The organism is Solitalea agri (assembly GCF_023914155.1).
Lineage (GTDB): Bacteria > Bacteroidota > Bacteroidia > Sphingobacteriales > Sphingobacteriaceae > Solitalea > Solitalea agri.
The window spans coordinates 117,376-138,137 of record NZ_JAMWYS010000036.1 but is presented as its reverse complement, the minus strand read 5'-3'; the positions used below and the strand labels follow the sequence as shown (position 1 = coordinate 138,137).

14 protein-coding genes and 2 tRNA genes are annotated in these 20,762 nt (G+C 37.8%); 6 read left to right on the top strand and 10 right to left on the bottom strand.

Features of this window, described 5'->3' with window-relative positions:
- Positions 1 to 9: 9 nt before the first annotated feature.
- On the bottom strand, positions 10 to 1,170 hold the full coding sequence (gene atpB / locus NF867_RS11605; RefSeq protein WP_252588166.1) for a F0F1 ATP synthase subunit A: 1,161 nt from the start codon (positions 1,168 to 1,170) through the stop codon (positions 10 to 12).
- A gap of 158 nt (positions 1,171 to 1,328) precedes the next feature.
- Here atpB and NF867_RS18335 point away from each other — a divergent pair, with 158 nt between their 5' ends.
- The gene (locus tag NF867_RS18335) at positions 1,329 to 1,454 is read left to right on the top strand and encodes a hypothetical protein (RefSeq protein WP_256471397.1); all 126 of its coding nucleotides are present in this window, start codon (positions 1,329 to 1,331) and stop codon (positions 1,452 to 1,454) included.
- Between the two features lie 317 nt (positions 1,455 to 1,771).
- Here the strand turns inward: NF867_RS18335 and NF867_RS11600 are convergent, their stop codons facing one another.
- The 3 genes from NF867_RS11600 to NF867_RS11590 form a co-directional block, all read right to left on the bottom strand.
- Complete coding sequence (locus NF867_RS11600) at positions 1,772 to 1,993, bottom strand: AtpZ/AtpI family protein (RefSeq protein ID WP_252588165.1); 222 nt, start codon at positions 1,991 to 1,993, stop codon at positions 1,772 to 1,774.
- Complete coding sequence (locus NF867_RS11595; RefSeq protein ID WP_252588164.1) at positions 1,950 to 2,378, bottom strand: bactofilin family protein; 429 nt, start codon at positions 2,376 to 2,378, stop codon at positions 1,950 to 1,952. The genes NF867_RS11600 and NF867_RS11595 overlap by 44 nt, the downstream gene beginning before the upstream one ends.
- Positions 2,379 to 2,459: 81 nt before the next feature.
- Positions 2,460 to 3,323, bottom strand: a complete 864-nt coding sequence (locus NF867_RS11590) for a murein hydrolase activator EnvC family protein (protein ID WP_252588163.1) — start codon at positions 3,321 to 3,323, stop codon at positions 2,460 to 2,462.
- 193 nt (positions 3,324 to 3,516) lie between these two features.
- On the opposite strand from NF867_RS11590, the gene porW reads away from it, so the two are divergent.
- On the top strand, positions 3,517 to 6,213 hold the full coding sequence (gene porW, locus NF867_RS11585; protein ID WP_252588162.1) for a type IX secretion system periplasmic lipoprotein PorW/SprE: 2,697 nt from the start codon (positions 3,517 to 3,519) through the stop codon (positions 6,211 to 6,213).
- Between the two features lie 8 nt (positions 6,214 to 6,221).
- Positions 6,222 to 8,456 (top strand): penicillin-binding protein 1A, encoded by a 2,235-nt coding sequence (locus NF867_RS11580; protein ID WP_252588161.1) that lies wholly within the window; start codon positions 6,222 to 6,224, stop codon positions 8,454 to 8,456.
- Between the two features lie 110 nt (positions 8,457 to 8,566).
- Here NF867_RS11580 and NF867_RS11575 read toward each other — a convergent pair whose 3' ends face one another.
- Positions 8,567 to 9,526, bottom strand: a complete 960-nt coding sequence (locus tag NF867_RS11575) for an isopenicillin N synthase family dioxygenase (RefSeq protein WP_252588160.1) — start codon at positions 9,524 to 9,526, stop codon at positions 8,567 to 8,569.
- Between the two features lie 219 nt (positions 9,527 to 9,745).
- On the opposite strand from NF867_RS11575, the gene NF867_RS11570 reads away from it, so the two are divergent.
- Positions 9,746 to 10,594, top strand: coding sequence for a dienelactone hydrolase family protein (locus NF867_RS11570; RefSeq protein WP_252588159.1), 849 nt, complete (start codon positions 9,746 to 9,748; stop codon positions 10,592 to 10,594).
- A gap of 62 nt (positions 10,595 to 10,656) precedes the next feature.
- On the opposite strand, the gene NF867_RS11565 is transcribed toward NF867_RS11570, so the two are convergent.
- The 4 genes from NF867_RS11565 to recO all read right to left on the bottom strand — a co-directional run bounded on the left by NF867_RS11565 (position 10,657) and on the right by recO (position 14,205).
- Positions 10,657 to 12,798 carry a glycoside hydrolase family 97 protein gene (locus NF867_RS11565; protein WP_252588158.1) on the bottom strand — a complete coding sequence of 714 codons (2,142 nt, stop codon included), beginning with the start codon at positions 12,796 to 12,798 and terminating at the stop codon, positions 10,657 to 10,659.
- 364 nt (positions 12,799 to 13,162) lie between these two features.
- A tRNA-Val gene (locus NF867_RS11560) sits at positions 13,163 to 13,237 on the bottom strand.
- Between the two features lie 24 nt (positions 13,238 to 13,261).
- A tRNA-Val gene (locus NF867_RS11555) sits at positions 13,262 to 13,336 on the bottom strand.
- A gap of 134 nt (positions 13,337 to 13,470) precedes the next feature.
- Positions 13,471 to 14,205: a DNA repair protein RecO gene (gene recO / locus NF867_RS11550; RefSeq protein WP_252588157.1), complete on the bottom strand. Its 735-nt coding sequence runs from the start codon at positions 14,203 to 14,205 to the stop codon at positions 13,471 to 13,473.
- Between the two features lie 89 nt (positions 14,206 to 14,294).
- Here recO and NF867_RS11545 point away from each other — a divergent pair, with 89 nt between their 5' ends.
- Positions 14,295 to 16,661 (top strand): efflux RND transporter permease subunit, encoded by a 2,367-nt coding sequence (locus NF867_RS11545; protein WP_252588156.1) that lies wholly within the window; start codon positions 14,295 to 14,297, stop codon positions 16,659 to 16,661.
- Between the two features lie 5 nt (positions 16,662 to 16,666).
- Here NF867_RS11545 and NF867_RS11540 read toward each other — a convergent pair whose 3' ends face one another.
- The gene (locus tag NF867_RS11540) at positions 16,667 to 16,987 is read right to left on the bottom strand and encodes a helix-turn-helix domain-containing protein (protein ID WP_014681542.1); all 321 of its coding nucleotides are present in this window, start codon (positions 16,985 to 16,987) and stop codon (positions 16,667 to 16,669) included.
- 409 nt (positions 16,988 to 17,396) lie between these two features.
- Between NF867_RS11540 and ileS the strand changes: the two genes are divergently transcribed.
- Complete coding sequence (ileS, locus tag NF867_RS11535; RefSeq protein WP_252588155.1) at positions 17,397 to 20,762, top strand: isoleucine--tRNA ligase; 3,366 nt, start codon at positions 17,397 to 17,399, stop codon at positions 20,760 to 20,762.

Sequence of the window (20,762 nt, the reverse complement as noted above, 5' to 3'; positions counted from 1 at the left end):
CTATTTATTTTAATGATGATGCTCTTCAACTGCGGTACCGATAAATAAAGCGGTAAGCATAGTGAAGATGAATGCCTGCAGGAACGCAACCAATAATTCCAAAACATCCATAAACAATACGAATGCTACTGAAACCGGAGCGATATACAAGGTTTTAAAAATGAAGATCAACGAGATCAAGCTCAAAACAATAATGTGGCCTGCAGTAATGTTTGCGAACAAACGAATGATCAATGCAAATGGCTTAGATAATAAACCAATTACCTCTACCACCAACATAATTGGATATAACCACCAAGGTACATCCGGAGCCAATACGTGTTTCCAGTAATATTTGTTACCGCTGAAGTTGGTAACAAGGAATGTGATGGTTCCTAAAACAAAGGTTACAGCAATATTACCTGTTAAGTTAGATCCTCCTGGGAAAATCGGAATTAAGCCGATTAAGTTATTAATCAGGATAAAGAAAAACACCGTTAATAAGAACGGCATGTAACGAACATATTTATGACCAATGTTAGGGCGGGCAACTTCGTCACGAACAAATACAATGATTGGCTCGATAAAGCTTTGCAAACCTCTAGGAGCTTTTCCTTCACGCTTTCTATAAGCAGCAGCAACACTGAAGAATACCAGGCAAAGGATAATTGCCGATAAAAACATTGAAGCAACATTTTTGGTGATTGAAAAATCCAGTGGTTTAGCATTTGTAGGATGCTCGTCTTCTAAAGTCAGGTATTGACCTTTTTCATTAGCAGTTTCAGCTGCGTAATAGATCTTGTTTTCAAAACGAACAAATTTCTGTCCGTCTTTTTCAACTACATGTGTACCTTCCTGATCGTGGTGAAATTCTGAAGAATTGAAAGTCACAATTCCAGCATCCGTTTTTAAAATAACTGGTAAGCCAATTGAAGTATGACCCCACAAATGCCAATCATGTGAATCGGAAATGTGTTCCATAATTACTTTGGTAGGTTCAAATGGTTCTTCACCATGGCCGGCAGCATGACCCTCACCCTCAACATGCGCTTCAGTTACATGAGCACTGTCTTTTAATACGGTTTCATTATGTTCTGAGTTGGCAAACGCCGAAGCATTAACTCCTGCGATAAATGCAAAAATCAGCGATAAAACGAAAAGTTTTTTAAGAAAAAGTGTGTTTAAGCGCATTTATTTAACGATTTTCTAATTTTTTTTGGTCGCGCAAGTTATATATTATATTATAAACTTCAAATACTGTGAACAATAAATATAAAAGAAAGAAGTTGCTGATGAAGGTCAATCGATCAGTAACCATGTTCTTATAAATAAACACTAACGCCATAGTCATGCACAGAAGCATTTTAAAAACAACCGCCACCAATATTGCCAATACCGAAAACTCTCCACCTTTCTTTATTCCGAATCCGGCAAACACAAATGACAACAATGTAATGAAGGTGAAGAAAAAATAGACCACCCATATTTTATCCATCAATAAATTCTTATCCGGAAAAAAATAGTGGATACCTCCTATAATAAGGGCAATGGTAAGAGAAAAGATGATCAGCTTCTTTAAAAACGGCAGTAATATCTGTATCAAAACGCTTTCTGAAAATATTCGCGCAAAGATGTGAAATTTTATATTAGTTAACTATATGATTTGCAGATATTTTAATGGAAGGCTGACGGTAAATCCTAATCTAACTATTTTGTATTGTTAAACGGTGATATTGTTAAACAGCCATTAATTGATAATGGGCGCAATTTAACAATATCACAGTTAACCAGGTTATTCTTGTAATTGCTTTATAATAAAATAAAAAGAAAGGGCAATACCCAAAAGGCAGCCCAATATGGTAAACCATGGATGTTCTCCTTTTACATATTCATCGAGCTTAACTCCGCCAAAGGCGAAGGCCCCGATAATTGCAATCATCTGAAAACCCATACCCGAATACCGGGCATAACTACGCAACAGCGCTCTCCGCTTTTCGTCCGTTGGTTTTTCCATATTCTTCTGAATTGATATGCAGCTTGGTCTGAGCTCCCATATTACATTTACCAGTAAATACAGCACCTGATTCAACTACCATCTTATTGGTATAAATATCGCCATGCAAACGGCTGGTGGTTTTCAGGAACAGTAATTCACTTACTTTAATATCGCCGTGCAGAGCCCCTGAAACATCAGCATTCGCACAAACAATACTTCCTTCTACTGTACCTGATGTCCCAATAACTACTTTGGCCGATGAATTTACGTTTCCTTTAACAGTGCCATCAATACGAATATCACCTTTACTAACTACATCGCCGGTAATGCTGGTGCCTGCACCTATTAGGTTAATAGAGCCGTACGACTCCTCCTCTTCTTGAGATTTGTCTTTTTTGAACATGGTTTGGTTGATTTGGTTAACGCTTTGGTTTGTTGCTCGTAAATTTAAAAATTAATTACACTTACGTCCTAACTTCTAAAATTAAAATTTTAAATGCTCGGCAGGATTTACCGAAACACCATCACTCCACAACTCAAAAGCAAGCTGCGGACCATTGATCTCTTTACCATTATTGCCGGTAATGGCAATTAATTCTCCGACATTTACATAGTTTCCTGTCTTTTTGAACACGGCCGAACAGTTTTTATAAATTGAAATAACATTTGCGGCATGCTGAATGATAAGCACATATCCCGTTTCAGTAGTTAATCCACTATATAAAACAATACCGTTAGCAACCGATTTCACCTCTGCTTTGGGACCGGTGGCAATAACCTCATATGCCTTATTTGATTTTAAGTCATAACTTACCATTACCTTCCCTTCAACTGGCTTAACCAACTGTAAATCAGCGATTGAATACTTCGAAGAAACTTTTTTCATCCCTTCCACATTATTTTTTTCTTCTCCCTCTATAAAATCTCTTAAGTCATCAACATCATTGGGGTATTTTTTATCCAAATCGACAGCTGATTTTGCTAACTGTGGAATGGAATCGGCATTGGAGCTTCCCACTTTACCATCAATTACATTTTTAACATTCTCCAGATATTTTTGCTGGGACCTGAACATTTGCTCAAGCGAATCAGCTTTCATAGCAGCTTCTGCAACATTCTTCTTTAATGAAACATCAGCGTAACCCGGAATATACTCTTTTAAAGGGGTAAAGATGATCAGGCAGGCTGATAAGAACATGAGCACCATTGAGCCTACTCCCACTCCAACAAACACATTTAACAGGTTCAGTGTGAATGAGATATTCTCCTCGAAGGTGTCGTGGTTAAGCACCACCAATTTATATTTAGTTTTAAGTTGTTTAACTAATTTTTGTTTACGGCTTGGCATTGGTAAAATTGTTTAAGGTTGCAACAGGATTCTGAACAGACACACCTATTGTTGGTTCGTTAAATCGTTTTACTGTAAAAGGTTAAAAATTGTTTACTTTTTGGCAAGATCATTTCTATAACACGTAGGCTTTATTTTAAGTTAAGTTTGATTTCAATCGTTTATATTTGCTAACAACAAAAGGTACATTCCATTGCAAATACCGTTAAAAAACAAGTTACTACCATTGCTTTGTGGCGCAGCGCTTTTAGCGGTTGGAGCCTGCAAAATGTATGATCCAATGGGCAATCGCGTTGGCGTTGTAAAGGGAACTTACCATAATACTACTGCTCGTTTCAATGCCTATTTTAATGCCAAAGAACTCTTCAGAAAAAATGTTACCAATTTCGAAACCGGATATTCAATTTCCTACTCCAATATTTTACCACTTTTAAAACTACCTGATGAAGGTGCTTCGGCAGGGATGACCGGAGATATGGACCTGATTGTAGAAAAATGTTCAAAAGTTATTGCTAACCATAAAGTAAGCAAGTGGACCGATGATTCATACATGCTGGTAGGTAAAGCATATTTCTATAAGGGCGATTATTACAATGCGGCACAGGCTTTCCAATATGTTTACAATACATTTCCGAATAAAGATTTAAAAGAGGAAGCCCTGGCATGGACAGGTTTATCAAAAATGCAGGATAAACTTACAGAAGATGCAATAGCTGCTTTTGAAATGGCTGAAGCCAATATTTCAGATGCTAAAAAATCGAAACGATTTGTTTATACGGCCATTGCTCAATTCAATATAAATCAAAAAAACTACGATAAAGCCGCAGTCGCTCTTGAAAAAGCAATTAAAGCGGTAAAAAAGAATGCCTTGCTGAAGGCTAACTATTACTATGTTCTTGGGCAGGTTTACGAGAAGAAAGAAGATTACATAGCTGCTGTAAATGCCTTTAAACAAGTGCGGGGAATGCAGGTTCCTTATGAATTGGAACTGGCTTCAAAAATTAATGCTTTCCGTTTGACCAATATTTCCGAAGGTGGTAATACAGATGATTTGATAAGAAAGCTGAATGATCTTTTAGATGATGAAAAGAATACAGGTTATAAAGATCAGATTTACTTTGTTTTGGGAGCAATTGCACAGCGTAAAAATCAGGCTGATTCCGCTATAGCCCTTTATAAGCTTTCAGTATCAAACAGCGGTAAAAACCTGAATCAAAAGGCACTATCTTACTCACGAATTGCCAATATTTATTTCGAAAACAAGAACTATGATCAGGCACATTTATATTACGATAGTACCCGGGCATTTATTCAGCGTGATTTACCTGATTACGACAAGATTATTGAGCGAGGAAATAAACTTGATGAACTGATTGTTAACATTAAAACTATCGACCGTGAAGACAGCTTACAACATGTTGCCGCTCTTCCCGATGCTGAAAGAAACAAAATTATTGATGCAAAGGTTGCTTATATACAAAGCCAGATAAGGGAAAGTAAAATGGAGCAAAATCAGGTCACCTCCACCTATAACACACAGGCCATTAATCGTTTTAATAATGCAGAGAGCAGTGGTTCAACCTGGTACTTCAATAATAACAATGCTATTGCTGCAGGTTATAATGAGTTTGTTCGCCGTTGGGGAAATCGTCAACTAGGCGACAATTGGCGTATAAGCAGTGCCCAGGGAATAGCTCCCAAAATATTTGATACGGACCCTTCCTTCGATCTAAAAAAGCTGGATGCTGCCCAACCGGATAAAATTAAAACCATTCTTGTTAATAATTTGCCATTAACGCCAGCCAAGCTTGATTCATCAAATTTGTTAAAACAAAATGCGGCTTTGCATTTAGCCACTATTTATGATGAAGATCTGGAAGAATACAACGCTGCTATTAAGTATTATGAGATAGCTTTAAACAATCCACCTCCATTAAAAAACGGGGATGAGATTGTTTTCAATCTAAACCGTTTGTACGCATTAACTGGCAATACAGCGAAAGCAGAAGAGTATAAAAGTCGCTTATTTAATCAATACCCTGGGTCATCATATTCCATGGCAATGCGGAACCCGGGAGTGGCACAAACGGAAAACAATACAAAAAAGGAGTTTGAAGGTTTATACGAAGCGGCGTACAAGGATTATTCGAATCGGGACTATGACAAAGTAATTGAGGCGAACAATGTATTTCAGGCAACTCAGGCCAACCCATATTTAAAATCGAAGTTTGCATTGTTAGCGGCACTTGCTGTTGGCAAAACACAAAAGGTGGCTCCTTTTGAGGCTGAATTACGAAAAATACAACAGAGCTATCCGAATGAGGAAGCCAGCAAGCAAGCAGGCGACTTCATTGCTTCAATAGAAACTAACAGAGCAGATTTTGATGCTCGGGAGTTCGCGCTGGAAGAAAGGTCAATAGCCACAGCCAATGATGCCGTTTCAATAAGTAAACGATTTGAGGCTGAAAAGAAAGCGGAAGAACAGCAGCGTGATCGGGAATTAGCAGATGCTGAAGCAAAAAGCTATTTCAAAAAAGCTTCCGAAAACGCGGTGTATACTTTTGTTATTTCGGTTAATAATCCAACAGCAAACCTAAACAGGATCCGCCAAGGCATAGGCCAGTTTAACAGAAGCCTATATTCCGACAAAAACTACACGCACAACAGCAAAGTCATTAATAATGAAACTCAGCTGATATCGGTAACTCCGTTTCCAGATGTGGAAACAGCCAAAGAGTATTACAGGAGATTTAGAGATTCGCGAGAGGAAATTGTAGGATTACCGGATGACAAATATGACTTTTTCATTATTACAACTGATAACTTTGCACGATTAGTGAGCCAGCAAACCGTAGAAGAATACAGAGATTACTTTAGAATTAATTTTTAAGACCAATAATGACCAAATCGCAATTAAGTAAAGAAGATTTACGCAGGTATATTAAAAACTTTTGGTTGCTCATTTTAGGAGGCATAGGAGTTTTCACCCTTTTTATTTTATCTATCGCATTGGGCCTTTTTGGTAAGATGCCCTCATTCAGAGACCTTGAAAACCCTAAAAGCAATATTGCCTCTGAGCTTATTTCGGGCGATGGAAAAACAATAGGTACTTATTACCTTGAAAATCGCTCTTTCGTTAAGTACAGTGAGTTATCTCCTAACATTGTAAATGCATTGATTGCTACTGAGGATTCCCGCTTTTATGACCATTCGGGTATTGATTTTAGCAGAACCTTTACTATTGTATTTTACAACCTGATCGGGAAACGCCAGGGAGCAAGTACCATTACGCAGCAATTGGCTAAAAAGCTGTTTGGTCGTCAAAAAACTAATATCTATGTAACCAAAATTAAAGAATGGGTAACGGCAGTTAAACTCGAACGAAATTATACCAAACAGGAAATTCTGGCTATGTACCTTAATACGGTAGATTTTGGCAGTAATGCTTACGGTATTAAAACTGCTGCGAGAACATTCTTTAATACCACACCAGATCAACTTTCGGTAGAGCAGGCAGCCTTACTAATCGGTATTTTAAAAGGACCTAGCTATTATTCCCCTATCCGGTATCCAGAACGAGCATTATCCCGCCGAAATACCGTACTGGATCAAATGGTGAAAAATGATGTTCTTACTTCAGAAAATGCATCACTTGCCAAAACTCGTGAAATTAAACTGGATTATAACCCTGAAAGTCATAACGAAGGCCTTGCAGCATATTTCAGAGAACATCTACGCTTAGAAATTTCTAAAATGTTAGATGATGGAACGATTAAGGCTAAACCAGATGGCAGTTCTTACGATTTATACAGAGACGGTTTGAAAATTTACACAACAATCGACTCTCGTATGCAACAATATGCAGAAGAAGCGGAAGCTGAGCATTTAAAAGACTTACAGCAGCAGTTTATAAAACACTGGAAAAATATGGGTAAAGATCCGATAAGTGATCTTTCTCCGGGAGCCTTAGAGCAGGCAATGCGCCGAACAGACCGTTACCGCGAGCTAAAAGAATTGGGTAAATCAGACTCTGAAATTCTAGCAGATTTTAAAACTCCGGTAAAAATGACCGTATTTAGCTGGAAGGGCGAAATTGATACTACCTTAAGTCCAATTGACTCCATTAAATATTACAAGCGTTTCTTACGCTCGGCAATGATGTCAATGGACCCTCAAACCGGATATGTTAAGGCATGGGTTGGGGGCGATAACTTTAAGTTCTTTAAATACGACCAGGTGGCCACTGGAGCACGTCAGGTGGGATCTACCTTCAAACCATTTGTTTACACAGCAGCTATTGACAACGGGTTTTCTCCTTGTATGAAAGTACCAAATGAGCCTGTTGTTTTTGAAGATTTCGACAATTATTCTCCTAAAAATGCCGATGGTAAAACAGGAGGCATGTATACCTTAAGGGAAGGTTTAGCACAATCAAAGAACCTTATCACCATGTTTTTGATGAAACAGCTGGGACCAAAAATAGTCTCTAAATATGCCCATGATATGGGTATAACAGCTGAAATACCACCTTATCCTTCTATCGGACTAGGGGTAGCAGATATTACACTTTATGATATGGTGGGCGCATACAGCACCTTCGCTAACAAAGGTATTTGGACCAAGCCAATCTACCTATTACGTATTGAGGATAAAAATGGTAATATTATTTATGAGAACAAGCCTGAAATTAAACAGGCCATTAGTGCTCAAACAGCTTATGTAATGTGTTTTATGCTGAAAGGAACCACCACATTACCGGGTGGTACTGGTTTGCGCTTGCGTGGGAAATATAAAATGGATATGCCTATTGGTGCTAAAACCGGAACAACACAAAATCAAAGCGATGGTTGGTTTATGGGGGTTACACCAAGTTTAGTTACCGGTGTGTGGACTGGTTGTGAGGACCGTAGCATGCGTTTTCATTCACTTAACTTAGGAGAAGGCGCTAATACTGCATTACCGGCCTGGGCTTTGTACATGAAGAAGGTTTATGCCGACCCTACACTTAAAATCTCTAAAGGCGACTTCGCCCGCCCAGATACTATCGCTATTGAACTTGATTGTACAAAATATGCAACCGAAGCTCCTCCTGCAGAAGAGGGCGAAGAAGATAAAGACAGATTAGGTTTTTAAAAAGGTCTAAGTCCAAAATTCAATAAAAAAGCGCAATCGAACTTCGGTTGCGCTTTTTTTGTTGAAATACCCCTTATCTCGTACTTCTTATTTTGTCATTCTAACTTCCTTTACTTCTTTAGGCCTATTTCGCGTAACCGTTCATCCAAATATTCGCCGGCTGTCATGTCTGAAAATTGCTTAGGTCTCTCTGCTGTAACACAAGAATCTAAACAGGTTAAATCCATGCCTGATTTTGGATGCAGGAAGAATGGCACCGAGAAACGAGAGGTCTTCATCAATTCACGAGGAGGGTTTACTACGCGATGTGTTGTTGAAACCAATTTTCCATTGGTTAATCGTTGAAGCATATCCCCTACGTTCACCACAATATCTTGTTGTCCCGCCTTGATAGGGAACCACTCGCCGTCACGAGTTAATACTTCCAAACCATCAGCACTAGCGCCAATTAACAGAGTAATCAGGTTAATATCTTCATGAGCACCGGCTCTAACTGCATCAGGAGAAATAGCATCGGGATCTTCAATCGGGAAATAATGAATGCAGCGAAGAATACTATTACCGTTCCATACCTTTTTATCAAAATATGATTCCTCTAATCCTAAATAAACGGCAATCGCCTTAAGCAGTTCTTTTCCAGCTGCTTCAAGTTTTTTGTAAACTTCTTTAGTAATTGTATTAAACTCCTGAAGTTCATTTACCTCCAAATTGTCGGGATAATCATCTTTACTTAACTCCTCCCCTTCCACATACTGGCCAATTTGCCAGAATTCCTTCAAATCAGGAGTTTTAGCACCCTTTGCCTGCTCTCTACCTTTACTGGTATACCCTCTTTGTCCAGCCAATTCAACTTTCTCATAGCTTTTCTTTACTTCTTCAGGCAATCCAAATAATTTCTTAACCTGAACATATAAAGCATCAATAAGCTCATCGCTTAACCCGTGATTCTTAATCGTTACAAAACCGGTATCATTAAACGCATGACCAACGGCTTCTGAGAACTTCTTGCGTTGCTCAGTACTACCGTTCACGTAATCGTTTAAATCTAAACAAGGAATATTAATTGACATATTTTTTAATTGATTGATCGATGAATTTAATATTTTTTCAGGAAGTTCTATTGTTAATAACCCCGCAAAAATAGCTGTAAATTTCAATATTCAATTAGCAATCAAGGCAATCAGAAAGAAGAGTTTTCAACATTGAGAGCTCTTAAACGTTCCATGAAATTATTTACATTTATATCAGTAAACCCATTTAATCAACGTCTGATTTCTAAACAAACTATTATGAAAAAGCTGTTCTTATTAGCCATCGTTTTCATTCCATGCTTATTGTATGGGCAAACAAAAATGAGTTGTTGCCAGGTACAATCTCCAACCAGTACTGAAGAGTTTGCGATGCTTTCAACTGATAAGCAATTTGTAAACTCACACCCCGACCCTATTCCATTTGACTATAAAAGTGAGATTGGAAGAGATGTGATGATCCCTTCAGCTGATGGCAAAGAAGTACATATTTATGAATTCAAAGCTGCCAAACCGACTAACAATTACATTTTTGTTATTCATGAATGGTATGGCCTCAACAGTTACATAAAGCAAGAATCGGAAAAGCTATATCATGATTTAGGTAATGTAAATGTGATAGCACTCGATCTTTATGACAAACAAGTTGCTACCAACCGTGATGACGCCTCTAAATACATGCAAAGTGTTACGGAAGAAAGAGCCCACGCTATTATTAACGCAGCCATCAAATATGTGGGAACCAAGGCCAAAATTGCGACAATAGGTTGGTGCTTTGGAGGAGGTTGGTCATTGCAAACTTCACTTTTAGCTGCTTCACAGGCTGCTGGATGCATAATGTATTATGGAATGCCTGAAAAAGACGAAGCAAAACTAAAAACATTGAAAGCTGATGTACTCGGGATTTTTGCAGAGAAAGACAAGTGGATCTCTCCGGAAGTGGTTAAGGAGTTTGAAGAAAACATGAAAAAAGCCGGCAAAAAATTAACAGTAAAATCATACAACGCCGATCATGCATTTGCTAACCCTAGTAATCCTCAATACGATAAAGAGTCAACAGCTGATGCGTATACCCTTAGTCTGGCATTCCTTAAAGCACGACTCAAATAAAATAGTCCAGAAACTATAAACAAAAAGCGTGAGGAATTTACCTCACGCTTTTTGTTTATGTCTTATTTCAATTGCTTTAATCCTTTTAATGATTCAGCATCTTTTGCTTCGATTAGGCTGATTGCATAACCTCCACCTGGAGCGGCTTTAAGCATTAGTTTTGTTTTATTGGTTACAACTCCTTTGGTAATAGTGTACGATTGAGGATTTTTCTCATAATGTGCATCCTTACCATCAGCATAAACCGTAGCAACATATTTTTTATTCGGATCAAGGAAATTGAATGTTAAGTTAGAAGTATGACCGTTTTCATCACTGGTACAACCTACAAACCAGTTATTGGTTCCTTTGGCTTTACGAGCTACAGTAATATAATCACCTGGCTCAGCTTCAAGGTATTTACTGTCGTCCCAATCTACGGCAACATCCTGAATAAACTGAAACGCATCCAAATGCTTATTGTAGCTTTCAATTACGTCAGCAGCCATTTGCAGCGGGCTATACATGGTCACATATAAAGCAAGTTGACGGGTTAGGGTGCTATGAACAAATGAATTATTATCTGGATTAAGGTTGCTGATTTTGGTCTCAAAGATACCCGGTGTATAATCCATCGGACCACCCATTAAACGTGTAAATGGCAAAATAGTAGTATGATCAGGGTTACTGCCTCCAAATGCTTCATATTCTGTTCCGCGTGCGGCTTCATTACCGATTAAATTCGGATAAGTGCGGCATAAACCGGTAGGACGAACAGCTTCATGGCCATTAACCATAATTTTATAATCGGCAGCTTTTGTAACTGCATACAGATAATGATTCACCATCCATTGATTATAATGGTTTTCGCCAGCTGGCAAAATGTTTCCCACATAGCCACTCTTTACGGCATTGTAACCGTTAGCCACCATAAACTTATAAGCCGTATCAAGATGACGCTCATAATTACGAACCGATCCAGAAGTTTCGTGGTGCATGATCAATCGAACCCCTTTACTTGCGGCGTAGTCTTTCAATTCCTTTACGTTAAAATCAGGATAAGGAGTTACAAAATCGAATACATAATCCTTAGATTTTCCAAACCAGTCTTCCCATCCAATGTTCCAACCTTCCACCAAAACAGCATCTAAGCCATGCTTAGCAGCAAAATCAATATATTCTTTTACGTGAGCAGTATTGGCAGCATGTTTACCATTTGGAGTAGTTTTAGAGTAATCGAGCTCACCTAACTTTACCGAATTAAGGTTGTTATAAGACCAGGTACTTTTGCCGGTGATCATTTCCCACCAAACACCCACATATTTTATAGGTTTTATCCATGATACATCAGTGTATTTGCAAGGGTCGTTCAGGTTAAGAATTAATTTTGAAGCAAGTATTTCGCGGGCATCATCACTTACCATTACGGTTCTCCACGGCGATTTACAAGGTGTTTGTAAATATCCTTTGTCTCCCTTTGCATCTGGAGTTAACCAAGATTCAAAGATCATATTCTTGTCATCAAGGTTCAGATGCATACAAGCATAATCAATCAAGGCAGCTTCGTGGATATTGATGTACAATCCATCTTTACTTTTCATCATCAACGAGGTTTGCACACCTGTAGGAGAAAATGGTTGTTGAGAGGCATTTGGCGTAACCGCCTCTTTCATTTTTGTTCTGATTTCAGAAAGATTTGAAGTTACGGTACTGTATTCCTGTGTATCATAATCACCCGGTAACCAAAATGCTTTATGGTCGCCGTTCATGGCAAACTGCGTTCTTTCTTCTTTAATAATGAAATAGTTCAAGTTATCCTGCTGAGGAAATTCATACCTGAATCCTAAGCCGTCATCATATAACCTAAATCGAATTTGTATAAACCTGCTTTGCGCTTTTTGATCTAAAACCACCAATAACTCTTTATAATGGTTGTTAATGGTTTTAACCTCACCCCACACCGGAGACCAGTTTTCATTCACCTCATCAAATTTGGTTTCCTTAACCGTAAATCCGTTTAGCAATGAAGGTCCTTCTTTTAGCTCTAATCCAAGTTTACTGGTTTTAATAACTTCTTTACCCTTATAAATTAATTTATACGTTGGGCTACCATCTGATAGCTGAAATGATAATTTAAGATTACCATTTGGCGAAACAAGTTCCTGAGCCATTGTTGCCAATGATAACATCAAAAGCAGCATGAGGCTTAAAGCATTTTTTTTCATATTAAATAGTGATTAAATATTCCCTTCCGGAATACGCATGTAATTGGTTGTGAATATATATTTTAAGAATTTGGCTGTTTCGTTTTAAAATATACTAAATAGAAATGTTTAATACCCAGATGTTGAGTATAGCTGTTAAAATATAAATGTATTAATATCTGCAACACTTTGGGTGTTACAATTAAAATTTGAGCTTAATTAGTAATTGTTAGCACCAATTATTGCTCCTGGCTGTTTCATAAAAATGCATGAAAATTTCCATACACAAAATGAAAAGTACTTACTACAGGTTCTTTTTGGCTGTTTTAAACCTATATGACTTCTCAAAAAAAAAGCCTCAGAATTTCTGAAGCTTTAGATTTTGTGGGAGATACTGGGTTCGAACCAGTGACCCCCTGCTTGTAAGGCAGGTGCTCTGAACCAGCTGAGCTAATCTCCCTAAACGATGGTTATTTAATTCTAGTGGGAGATACTGGGTTCGAACCAGTGACCCCCTGCTTGTAAGGCAGGTGCTCTGAACCAGCTGAGCTAATCTCCCATCGTTTTGGGACTGCAAATATGAGGTCTTTTTTATAAAACGCAAAATGTTTTTTGAAAAAATCTTTGAGCCATTAAAAACCTACTGATTATCAGCCAGAAATTTTCACATCAATTTAACAATCCACAGAACTATTAAGCTCCAAGCACCTCTTCGAGTACTTCAAATGATTTTAACTTCCCAAAATTATCTACATGTAACTCATAGTAGTTAATTAAAGCATGCAATAGCACTTTTCGCTCAGCAGAACTAATCCGAAGTTGTTCCATATGTTCAAAGTTTAACTGCATAAGTTGGGATATGTAACCGCTATAAGGCTGAACAACCACTTGCGAATGCATTGGTCTTACATTGGTAAACACTGCGTCTTTTAAGTCGAAATATTCGTTAGTCAATTCATCATTAACAACTGGGTAAAACCCTAAAAACCTGGCAAGATGCACCAGAAAAATCAAATGAAAGTTGGTTGGACTTCCCTGATAAACATCTAAATACTGCAATGAATTATAAACAAAAGAAAATAACTGAGGCTCTTCCGTTTCTTGCTTCAAACATTTATAGATCACCTCATTTAAAAATTGAAGAATGCTGCTTTTTATCAGATGAAAAGGTGATGATGTATAAGGTGGAGAATTTCTTAACTCTGAAATACGCTGCAAACCGCCGGTATTTTTATAATAAATCACCATTTCAACCAGATTCAATGGTTGAAACAAACTGGCTGGAAATTTAGCTTTAGGCTTTCGCACCCCATTTACTATAAACGACTGTAAGCCAAATTGCTCGGTAAAAACAAACACTACCATACTGCTTTCAGCATAGTTAGTGGTTCTCAAAACAATTCCTCTGGTTTTTTGCAGTGCCGACAATTTTTAGCGTTTAAATGAGTTATCAAACTTAAATCAAAAATCGCAAATCAAAGTAAATACGTACTTTCGCTTCGCTTATTTTTCAAACCATGTGGACATTTATTTCGAACTTCATTCTTAAAAATCGATATATTTTACTCATCTGTATCCTATGTGTTACCGCTTTTATGGCCTACCATAGTAAGGATCTTCAACTGGCATATGCAGGTAGCAAGGTACTTCCCCTAGACGATCCTTCTTATGTAGAATACAATAAATTTAAATCGAAATTTGGAGAAGATGGAGCTGTTTTGGTGATCGGCGTAAATGATAAACGAATTTGGGAGAAAGATGCTTTTAATGACTGGTCGAAATTAAGCAATGATATTAAATCAATAAGAGGCATTCAAGAAGTGCTATCAATCGGAAGAGTTTTTGAATTGAAAAAAGACACCTCCACAAGAAAATTTGTCTTAGCCCCTGTTGTTACTCAAGCGACAGCATCACAAACCGCTGTTGATTCCTTAAAACAAAAGATTGAAGGCTTGAAGTTTTATGATGGACTTTTGTTCAACACAAAAAATGGAGCTACCTTAATGGCCATAACCTTCGACAAGCAAATTCTGAATTCGAAATACCGAGGCAAAATTGTAAACAACATCAATCAGCTTGCCGAAACATTTGCTCAAAAACACAAAGTTGAGCTTCATTATTCAGGCCTGCCATGGGTTAGAAGCAAACTATCAGATAAAATTGCTAAGGAATTCGTACTGTTTCTACTGCTGGCCTTAATTGCAACAGGAATAGTTTTAGCCATGTTCTTCCGACAATTCCATGCTGTCTTCTTCCCTCTTTTAGTGGTTATCAACGGAGTGATTTGGGCCTTAGGGGTTATTGCTTTGTTCAACTACCAAATTTCATTACTGCTTGGAATTGTTCCGGCATTAATCGTAATCATTGGTATTCCAAACAGTGTTTTAATATTAAACAAGTATCATAACGAGTTTAAGAAAACCGGCGACAAAATGCATTCGTTGGCTGTAGCCATTCAAAAAATTGGTCCTACAGCTTTGCTTGCAAACGTTTCTGCAGCAATCGGCTTTGGTGTATTCTCATTTACCAATAGCGCTATTTTAACGGAATTCGGACATGTAGCTGCGATTAATATCATTGCAACTTACATCTGTTCAATGATTATGGTACCGATAATTTTCAGCTTCCTTCCGGCTCCATCAACCAAGCATACACGTCACCTTGAAGCAAAACGCATCACTGCATTTCTAAAGAAAATTGATTACCTCGTTTTTCATCACCGCAAGGCCATTTACATTACCTCTGCAGTTATTGTTGCCATTGCCCTTTATGGAGTAACCAAGATGCGTGCAAATGGATTTGTTGTAGATGATTTGCCTAAAAATGATCCGATTTACAAGGACCTGAAGTTTTTTGAAAAAAACTTTGATGGCGTTCTTCCTTTAGAAGTGAGTATTGATACCAAAAAGCGCAACGGTGTAATGAATTCATCTTTCATTCATCGCATTGATAAATTTCAAAACATGGTTTCTTCTTATCCGGAGATTTCCAGAGCTCTTTCGCTGGATGAAGTTTTAAAGATGGCCACTCAAGGTTTTTACAATGGTAATCCTTCACAATATCGTTTACCCAATAATATGGAACAAGCGTTTATTCTTTCGTATGCAGGTAAATCGGGAGGTAAAGACTCCGGAAGCATGTTGAAAGCCTTTATAAATAAAGATAAAAGCGAAACTCGTGTAAGTTTTCAAATGGCCGATATTGGTTCGGAAAAAATGAATGTGCTTCTGAAAGAGCTTGAGGCACGTACCGATTCTATCTTCCCGAAAGATAAATTTAACGTGGTATTTACCGGCTCTAGCCGAATTTTCGTAAAAGGAACCGACTATCTGGTTGAAAATTTAAAGGAAAGTCTTTTATTGGCTATTGGTCTAATATCAGTGATTATTTTTATTCTGTTCCGCTCATTAAGGATGAATGGCATTGCATTAATTCCGAATATTATTTCACTGATTTTTACCGCCGGCATTATGGGCTATGCGGGCATCAATCTAAAACCATCAACCATTCTCATCTTTAGCGTAGCGTTCGGATTGGCCAATGACCAAACAATTTACTTTTTAACCAAATATCGCCAGGAACTCGAAAACCCCAACAATACCATATCTAAAGCTATAGCTTTGGCTCTAAGCGAAACCGGAGTAAGCATGATTTATGCAGCAGGAATTTTATTCTTTGGTTTTGGAATTTTTGCGGCTTCTAACTTCCAGGGGACTATGTGGCTCGGCATTTTGGTATCTATTACCCTGTTAGTAGCATTATTATCAAACTTGATTTTGGTACCTGCGCTGCTGCTAAGTCTAGAGCAGCGCATTAACCGCAAAAAAATTGCACATCCATTAGTTCAAATGAACATGGATTTAACAGAAAACGGTAACGATTAATTAGTCTAACTTTTCTCAAGCAATGAAATTACTTTTTTCTGAAGTTCGATGATCTCAGCTTCTCTAAGAGCTAATTTGTCTTTTAACTGCTGGAGTTCGCTATTGTACTTTTTCTGTTCTTCCTGATTATGATAAGTAATTAACTCAACTGCAGAAAGACCGAACAACTGCGCTATCTGATCTAATCTTGAGAAGTTGATATCAGTAAATCCACTTTCAATCTTTGAAAAAGCCGGCGCGGTAATTCCTAGCTTCGTTGCAACCTGTTCCTGTGACCAGTTCCTCGACTGTCGGAGCGATTTAATATTTTTACCTATTGAGTTCATTAAGGCAGAATTAGAGCGTTAACAAGTTAGTTTTTAGATAATATTTAAGAAACAAAATTATAGGTTGATACCTTTACTGCTTAAGATGGATAAAAGGGTAAATCATAACCTGCGTAAAAACCTAATATTAAGTTAATTAATTTCCAGCTAAAAAAATAATGCCAATAAAATAAAAGTTAATTGTATACTAAGTTAACGAATTATCGTAACTATAAGTTTATCAAAATTCATAAACTTTATGTATCTCAGCGCTTTACAAAAGAAATATTTCTTTCTATTAATCTGATTGTTCTTTAATTAACATATCTCTTTCCTTCTGTCTTTGCCTTAAAAGAAAATCAAAAATTTGGAGTAAAAACTTTAACTTTGCGTCCAATTTTAAACACACATCAGATTAGTTTTTAAGGCTTTGAAATACAGAGAATATAAACAGTTAGATTTATCGGCAATTGGAAACGAAGTATTATCGTTTTGGGAAAATGAAAAGATTTTCGAAAAGAGCGTAAGCTCTCGTCCTGCTTCAAAACCCTACAATTTTTACGAAGGCCCCCCTTCTGCTAACGGAATGCCTGGTATTCACCATGTTATGGCCCGTGCTATTAAGGATATTTTCTGTAGATATAAAACTTTAAAAGGGTTTCAGGTAAAGCGAAAAGCGGGTTGGGATACCCATGGCTTACCGATTGAGCTTGCAGTTGAAAAAGCCTTAGGAATTACCAAGGAAGATATTGGTAAAAAGATTTCTGTTGACGATTACAACCATGCCTGCCGCAAGGAGGTTATGAAATATACTGATATATGGAACGACCTGACCGTTAAAATGGGCTATTGGGTTGATATTGAAAATCCTTATATCACCTACGAAAACGACTATATTGAAACGCTTTGGTATTTACTAAGCGAATTATATAAAAAAGGATTGTTATACAAAGGTTATACAATCCAGCCTTTCTCTCCTGCCGCAGGAACGGGATTAAGCTCCCACGAACTTAACCAACCAGGAACCTACAAAATGGTAAAAGACACTACCATTGTGGCCCAGTTTAAAGTAACTGAGGAAGGCGTTAAAAAAATCGAGCATTTTATCAGTGGAGCCTCCTTAAACGCTCAAAACTGTTTCTTCCTGGCATGGACAACCACTCCTTGGACCTTACCTTCAAATACCGCTTTGGCAGTTGGTAAAAACATTGAGTATGTAATTGTAAATACTTTTAACCAATACACATTTGAACCTGTAACGGTTGTCTTAGCTAAAGATCTTTTCAGAAAGTATTTCTCAGAAAAGAATGAGGATATACCAATGGAAAGCTATAATGCAGGAGATAAAGCTATTCCATTCAAGATAGTTGGTTCTGTTAAAGGCAGTGATTTAGATGGAATCCGTTACGAGCAGCTTTTGCCTTTTGTTCAGCCTGATAACGGCGATGCTTTCAGGGTAATTGTTGGCGACTTTGTTACTACTGAAGATGGTACCGGTATTGTTCACATTGCGCCTTCATTTGGCGCTGACGACTTTCGTGTTGCCAAGCAAAACGGAATTGGTTCATTAACCTTAGTTGATCGCCAAGGTCGTTTTATAGAGACAGCTGGTGAATTTGCTGGTCGTTATGTTAAAGAAGAATATTATTCTGATGCAGAACGCACCGCCGAAGATTTCAAGCCTACAGATGTGCTTATTGCCATCAAATTAAAAGAAGAAAACCGTGCATTTAAGGTCGAGAAATATGAACACAGCTACCCTCATTGCTGGCGTACCGATAAACCGGTTTTATACTATCCATTAGATTCATGGTTCATTAAAACCACTGCGTTAAAAGATCGCATGGTTGAACTGAATAAAACTATTAACTGGAAACCTGAATCGACCGGAACAGGTCGTTTTGGGAACTGGCTGGAAAATTTAGTTGACTGGAACCTTTCTCGCTCTCGTTATTGGGGAACTCCCCTTCCTATCTGGAGAAGTGTTGATGCAGAAGAAGAAGTATGCGTTGGCGCTGTGGCTGATCTTCAAAAACACCTGGAAGAAGCAGTTGCGTCTGGCTTATTATCTGCTGAAGAAACTCAGGCTAACGTAACTTATCTTGAGAAAATCAAAACGAATGGCCATGACCTGCATCGTCCGTATGTTGATGATATTGTTTTCGTTAAAAACGGTAAAACGCTTTATCGCGAGTCTGATCTGATCGACGTTTGGTTTGATTCTGGAGCGATGCCTTATGCTCAATGGCATTATCCATTTGAAAATAAAGAAATATTTGACTTAAGCTACCCTGCCGACTTCATTGCAGAAGGTGTTGATCAAACCCGTGGATGGTTCTTTACCTTGCATGCAATTGCAGTAATGTTATTTGATTCGGTAGCATTCAAAAATGTTGTTTCAAATGGGTTAGTATTGGATAAAAACGGGAACAAAATGTCTAAACGTTTGGGCAATGCTGTTGATCCATTTGAAACCATTAGTAAATACAGTGCCGATGCTACGCGTTGGTACATGATCTCTAACGCTTCTCCTTGGGATAACCTAAAATTCAATCTAGAAGGCTTAGATGAAGTTCGTCGTAAATTCTTCGGAACGCTTTACAACACCTATTCATTCTTTACTCTTTATGCAAATATTGATGGCTTTAAGTACAATGAAGCAGAGGTGCCTTTAGCTGAACGTCCGGAAATTGATCGTTGGATCATTTCCTTGCTTAATTCATTGATTAAAGAGGTTGATGAATGTTATGCTGACTATGAGCCTACCAAAGCTGCTCGCGCTATTCAATCATTTGTTGATGAGCATTTGAGTAACTGGTATGTTCGTTTATGCCGTCGTCGTTTCTGGAAGGGTGATTATACCCAAGATAAGGTTTCCGCTTATCAAACATTATACAGATGTTTAGAGACCATCGCGCAGCTAATGTCTCCGATTGCACCGTTTTATAGCGAGCGCTTATTTACTGACCTTAATGCGGTAAGCGGTCGTCATAAAGTTGAATCAGTGCATTTGTCTGATTTTCCTATAGTAAATGAGTCAGAAGTAGACAAGGAGCTTGAAGAACGTATGGCCATGGCGCAGGATATTTCTTCAATGGTGCTTTCACTTCGTAAGAAAGTTGACATAAAAGTTCGTCAACCGCTTAATAAGATTTTATTGCCAGTACTTGACAATGAGTTTCAGGCTAAAGTGGAGAAAGTAAAAGACTTAATCCTCTCTGAAACAAATATTAAGGAAATACAGTATATACTTGATACAGCAGGAATTCTGGTTAAAAAAATCAAACCTAACTTTAAAACCTTAGGGCCAAAAGTTGGTAAAATGATGAAAGAAGTGAGCCAGGCTGTAGGTAATTTCTCACAAGAAGATATTACTTCAATTGAGCGAGACGGCTTCTTTAACCTACACCTGAATGGTGAAGCATTTAAGCTGGAAGTAGTAGATGTTGAAATTCTTTCAGAAGATATTCCGGGCTGGTTAGTAACCAACATGGGCAAACTTACAGTTGCTTTAGATGTTACTATAACAGATGATCTTAAACAGGAAGGTATTGCACGTGAGTTGATTAACAGAATTCAAAACCTTAGAAAAGACAAGGGTTTTGAGGTTACTGATAAGATTAATGTTAAACTCGAGTCGAATGATTTGGTAGATACTGCTGTCAAGAACTTTTTACCATACATTAGCGCCGAGATTTTAGGCACTAATTTTGATTTGACAGAGTCAGGTTTTAACACCGCAGACACGATAGAAATAGAAGATACTAATCTAAAAATTGAGATAGAGCGCATTTAA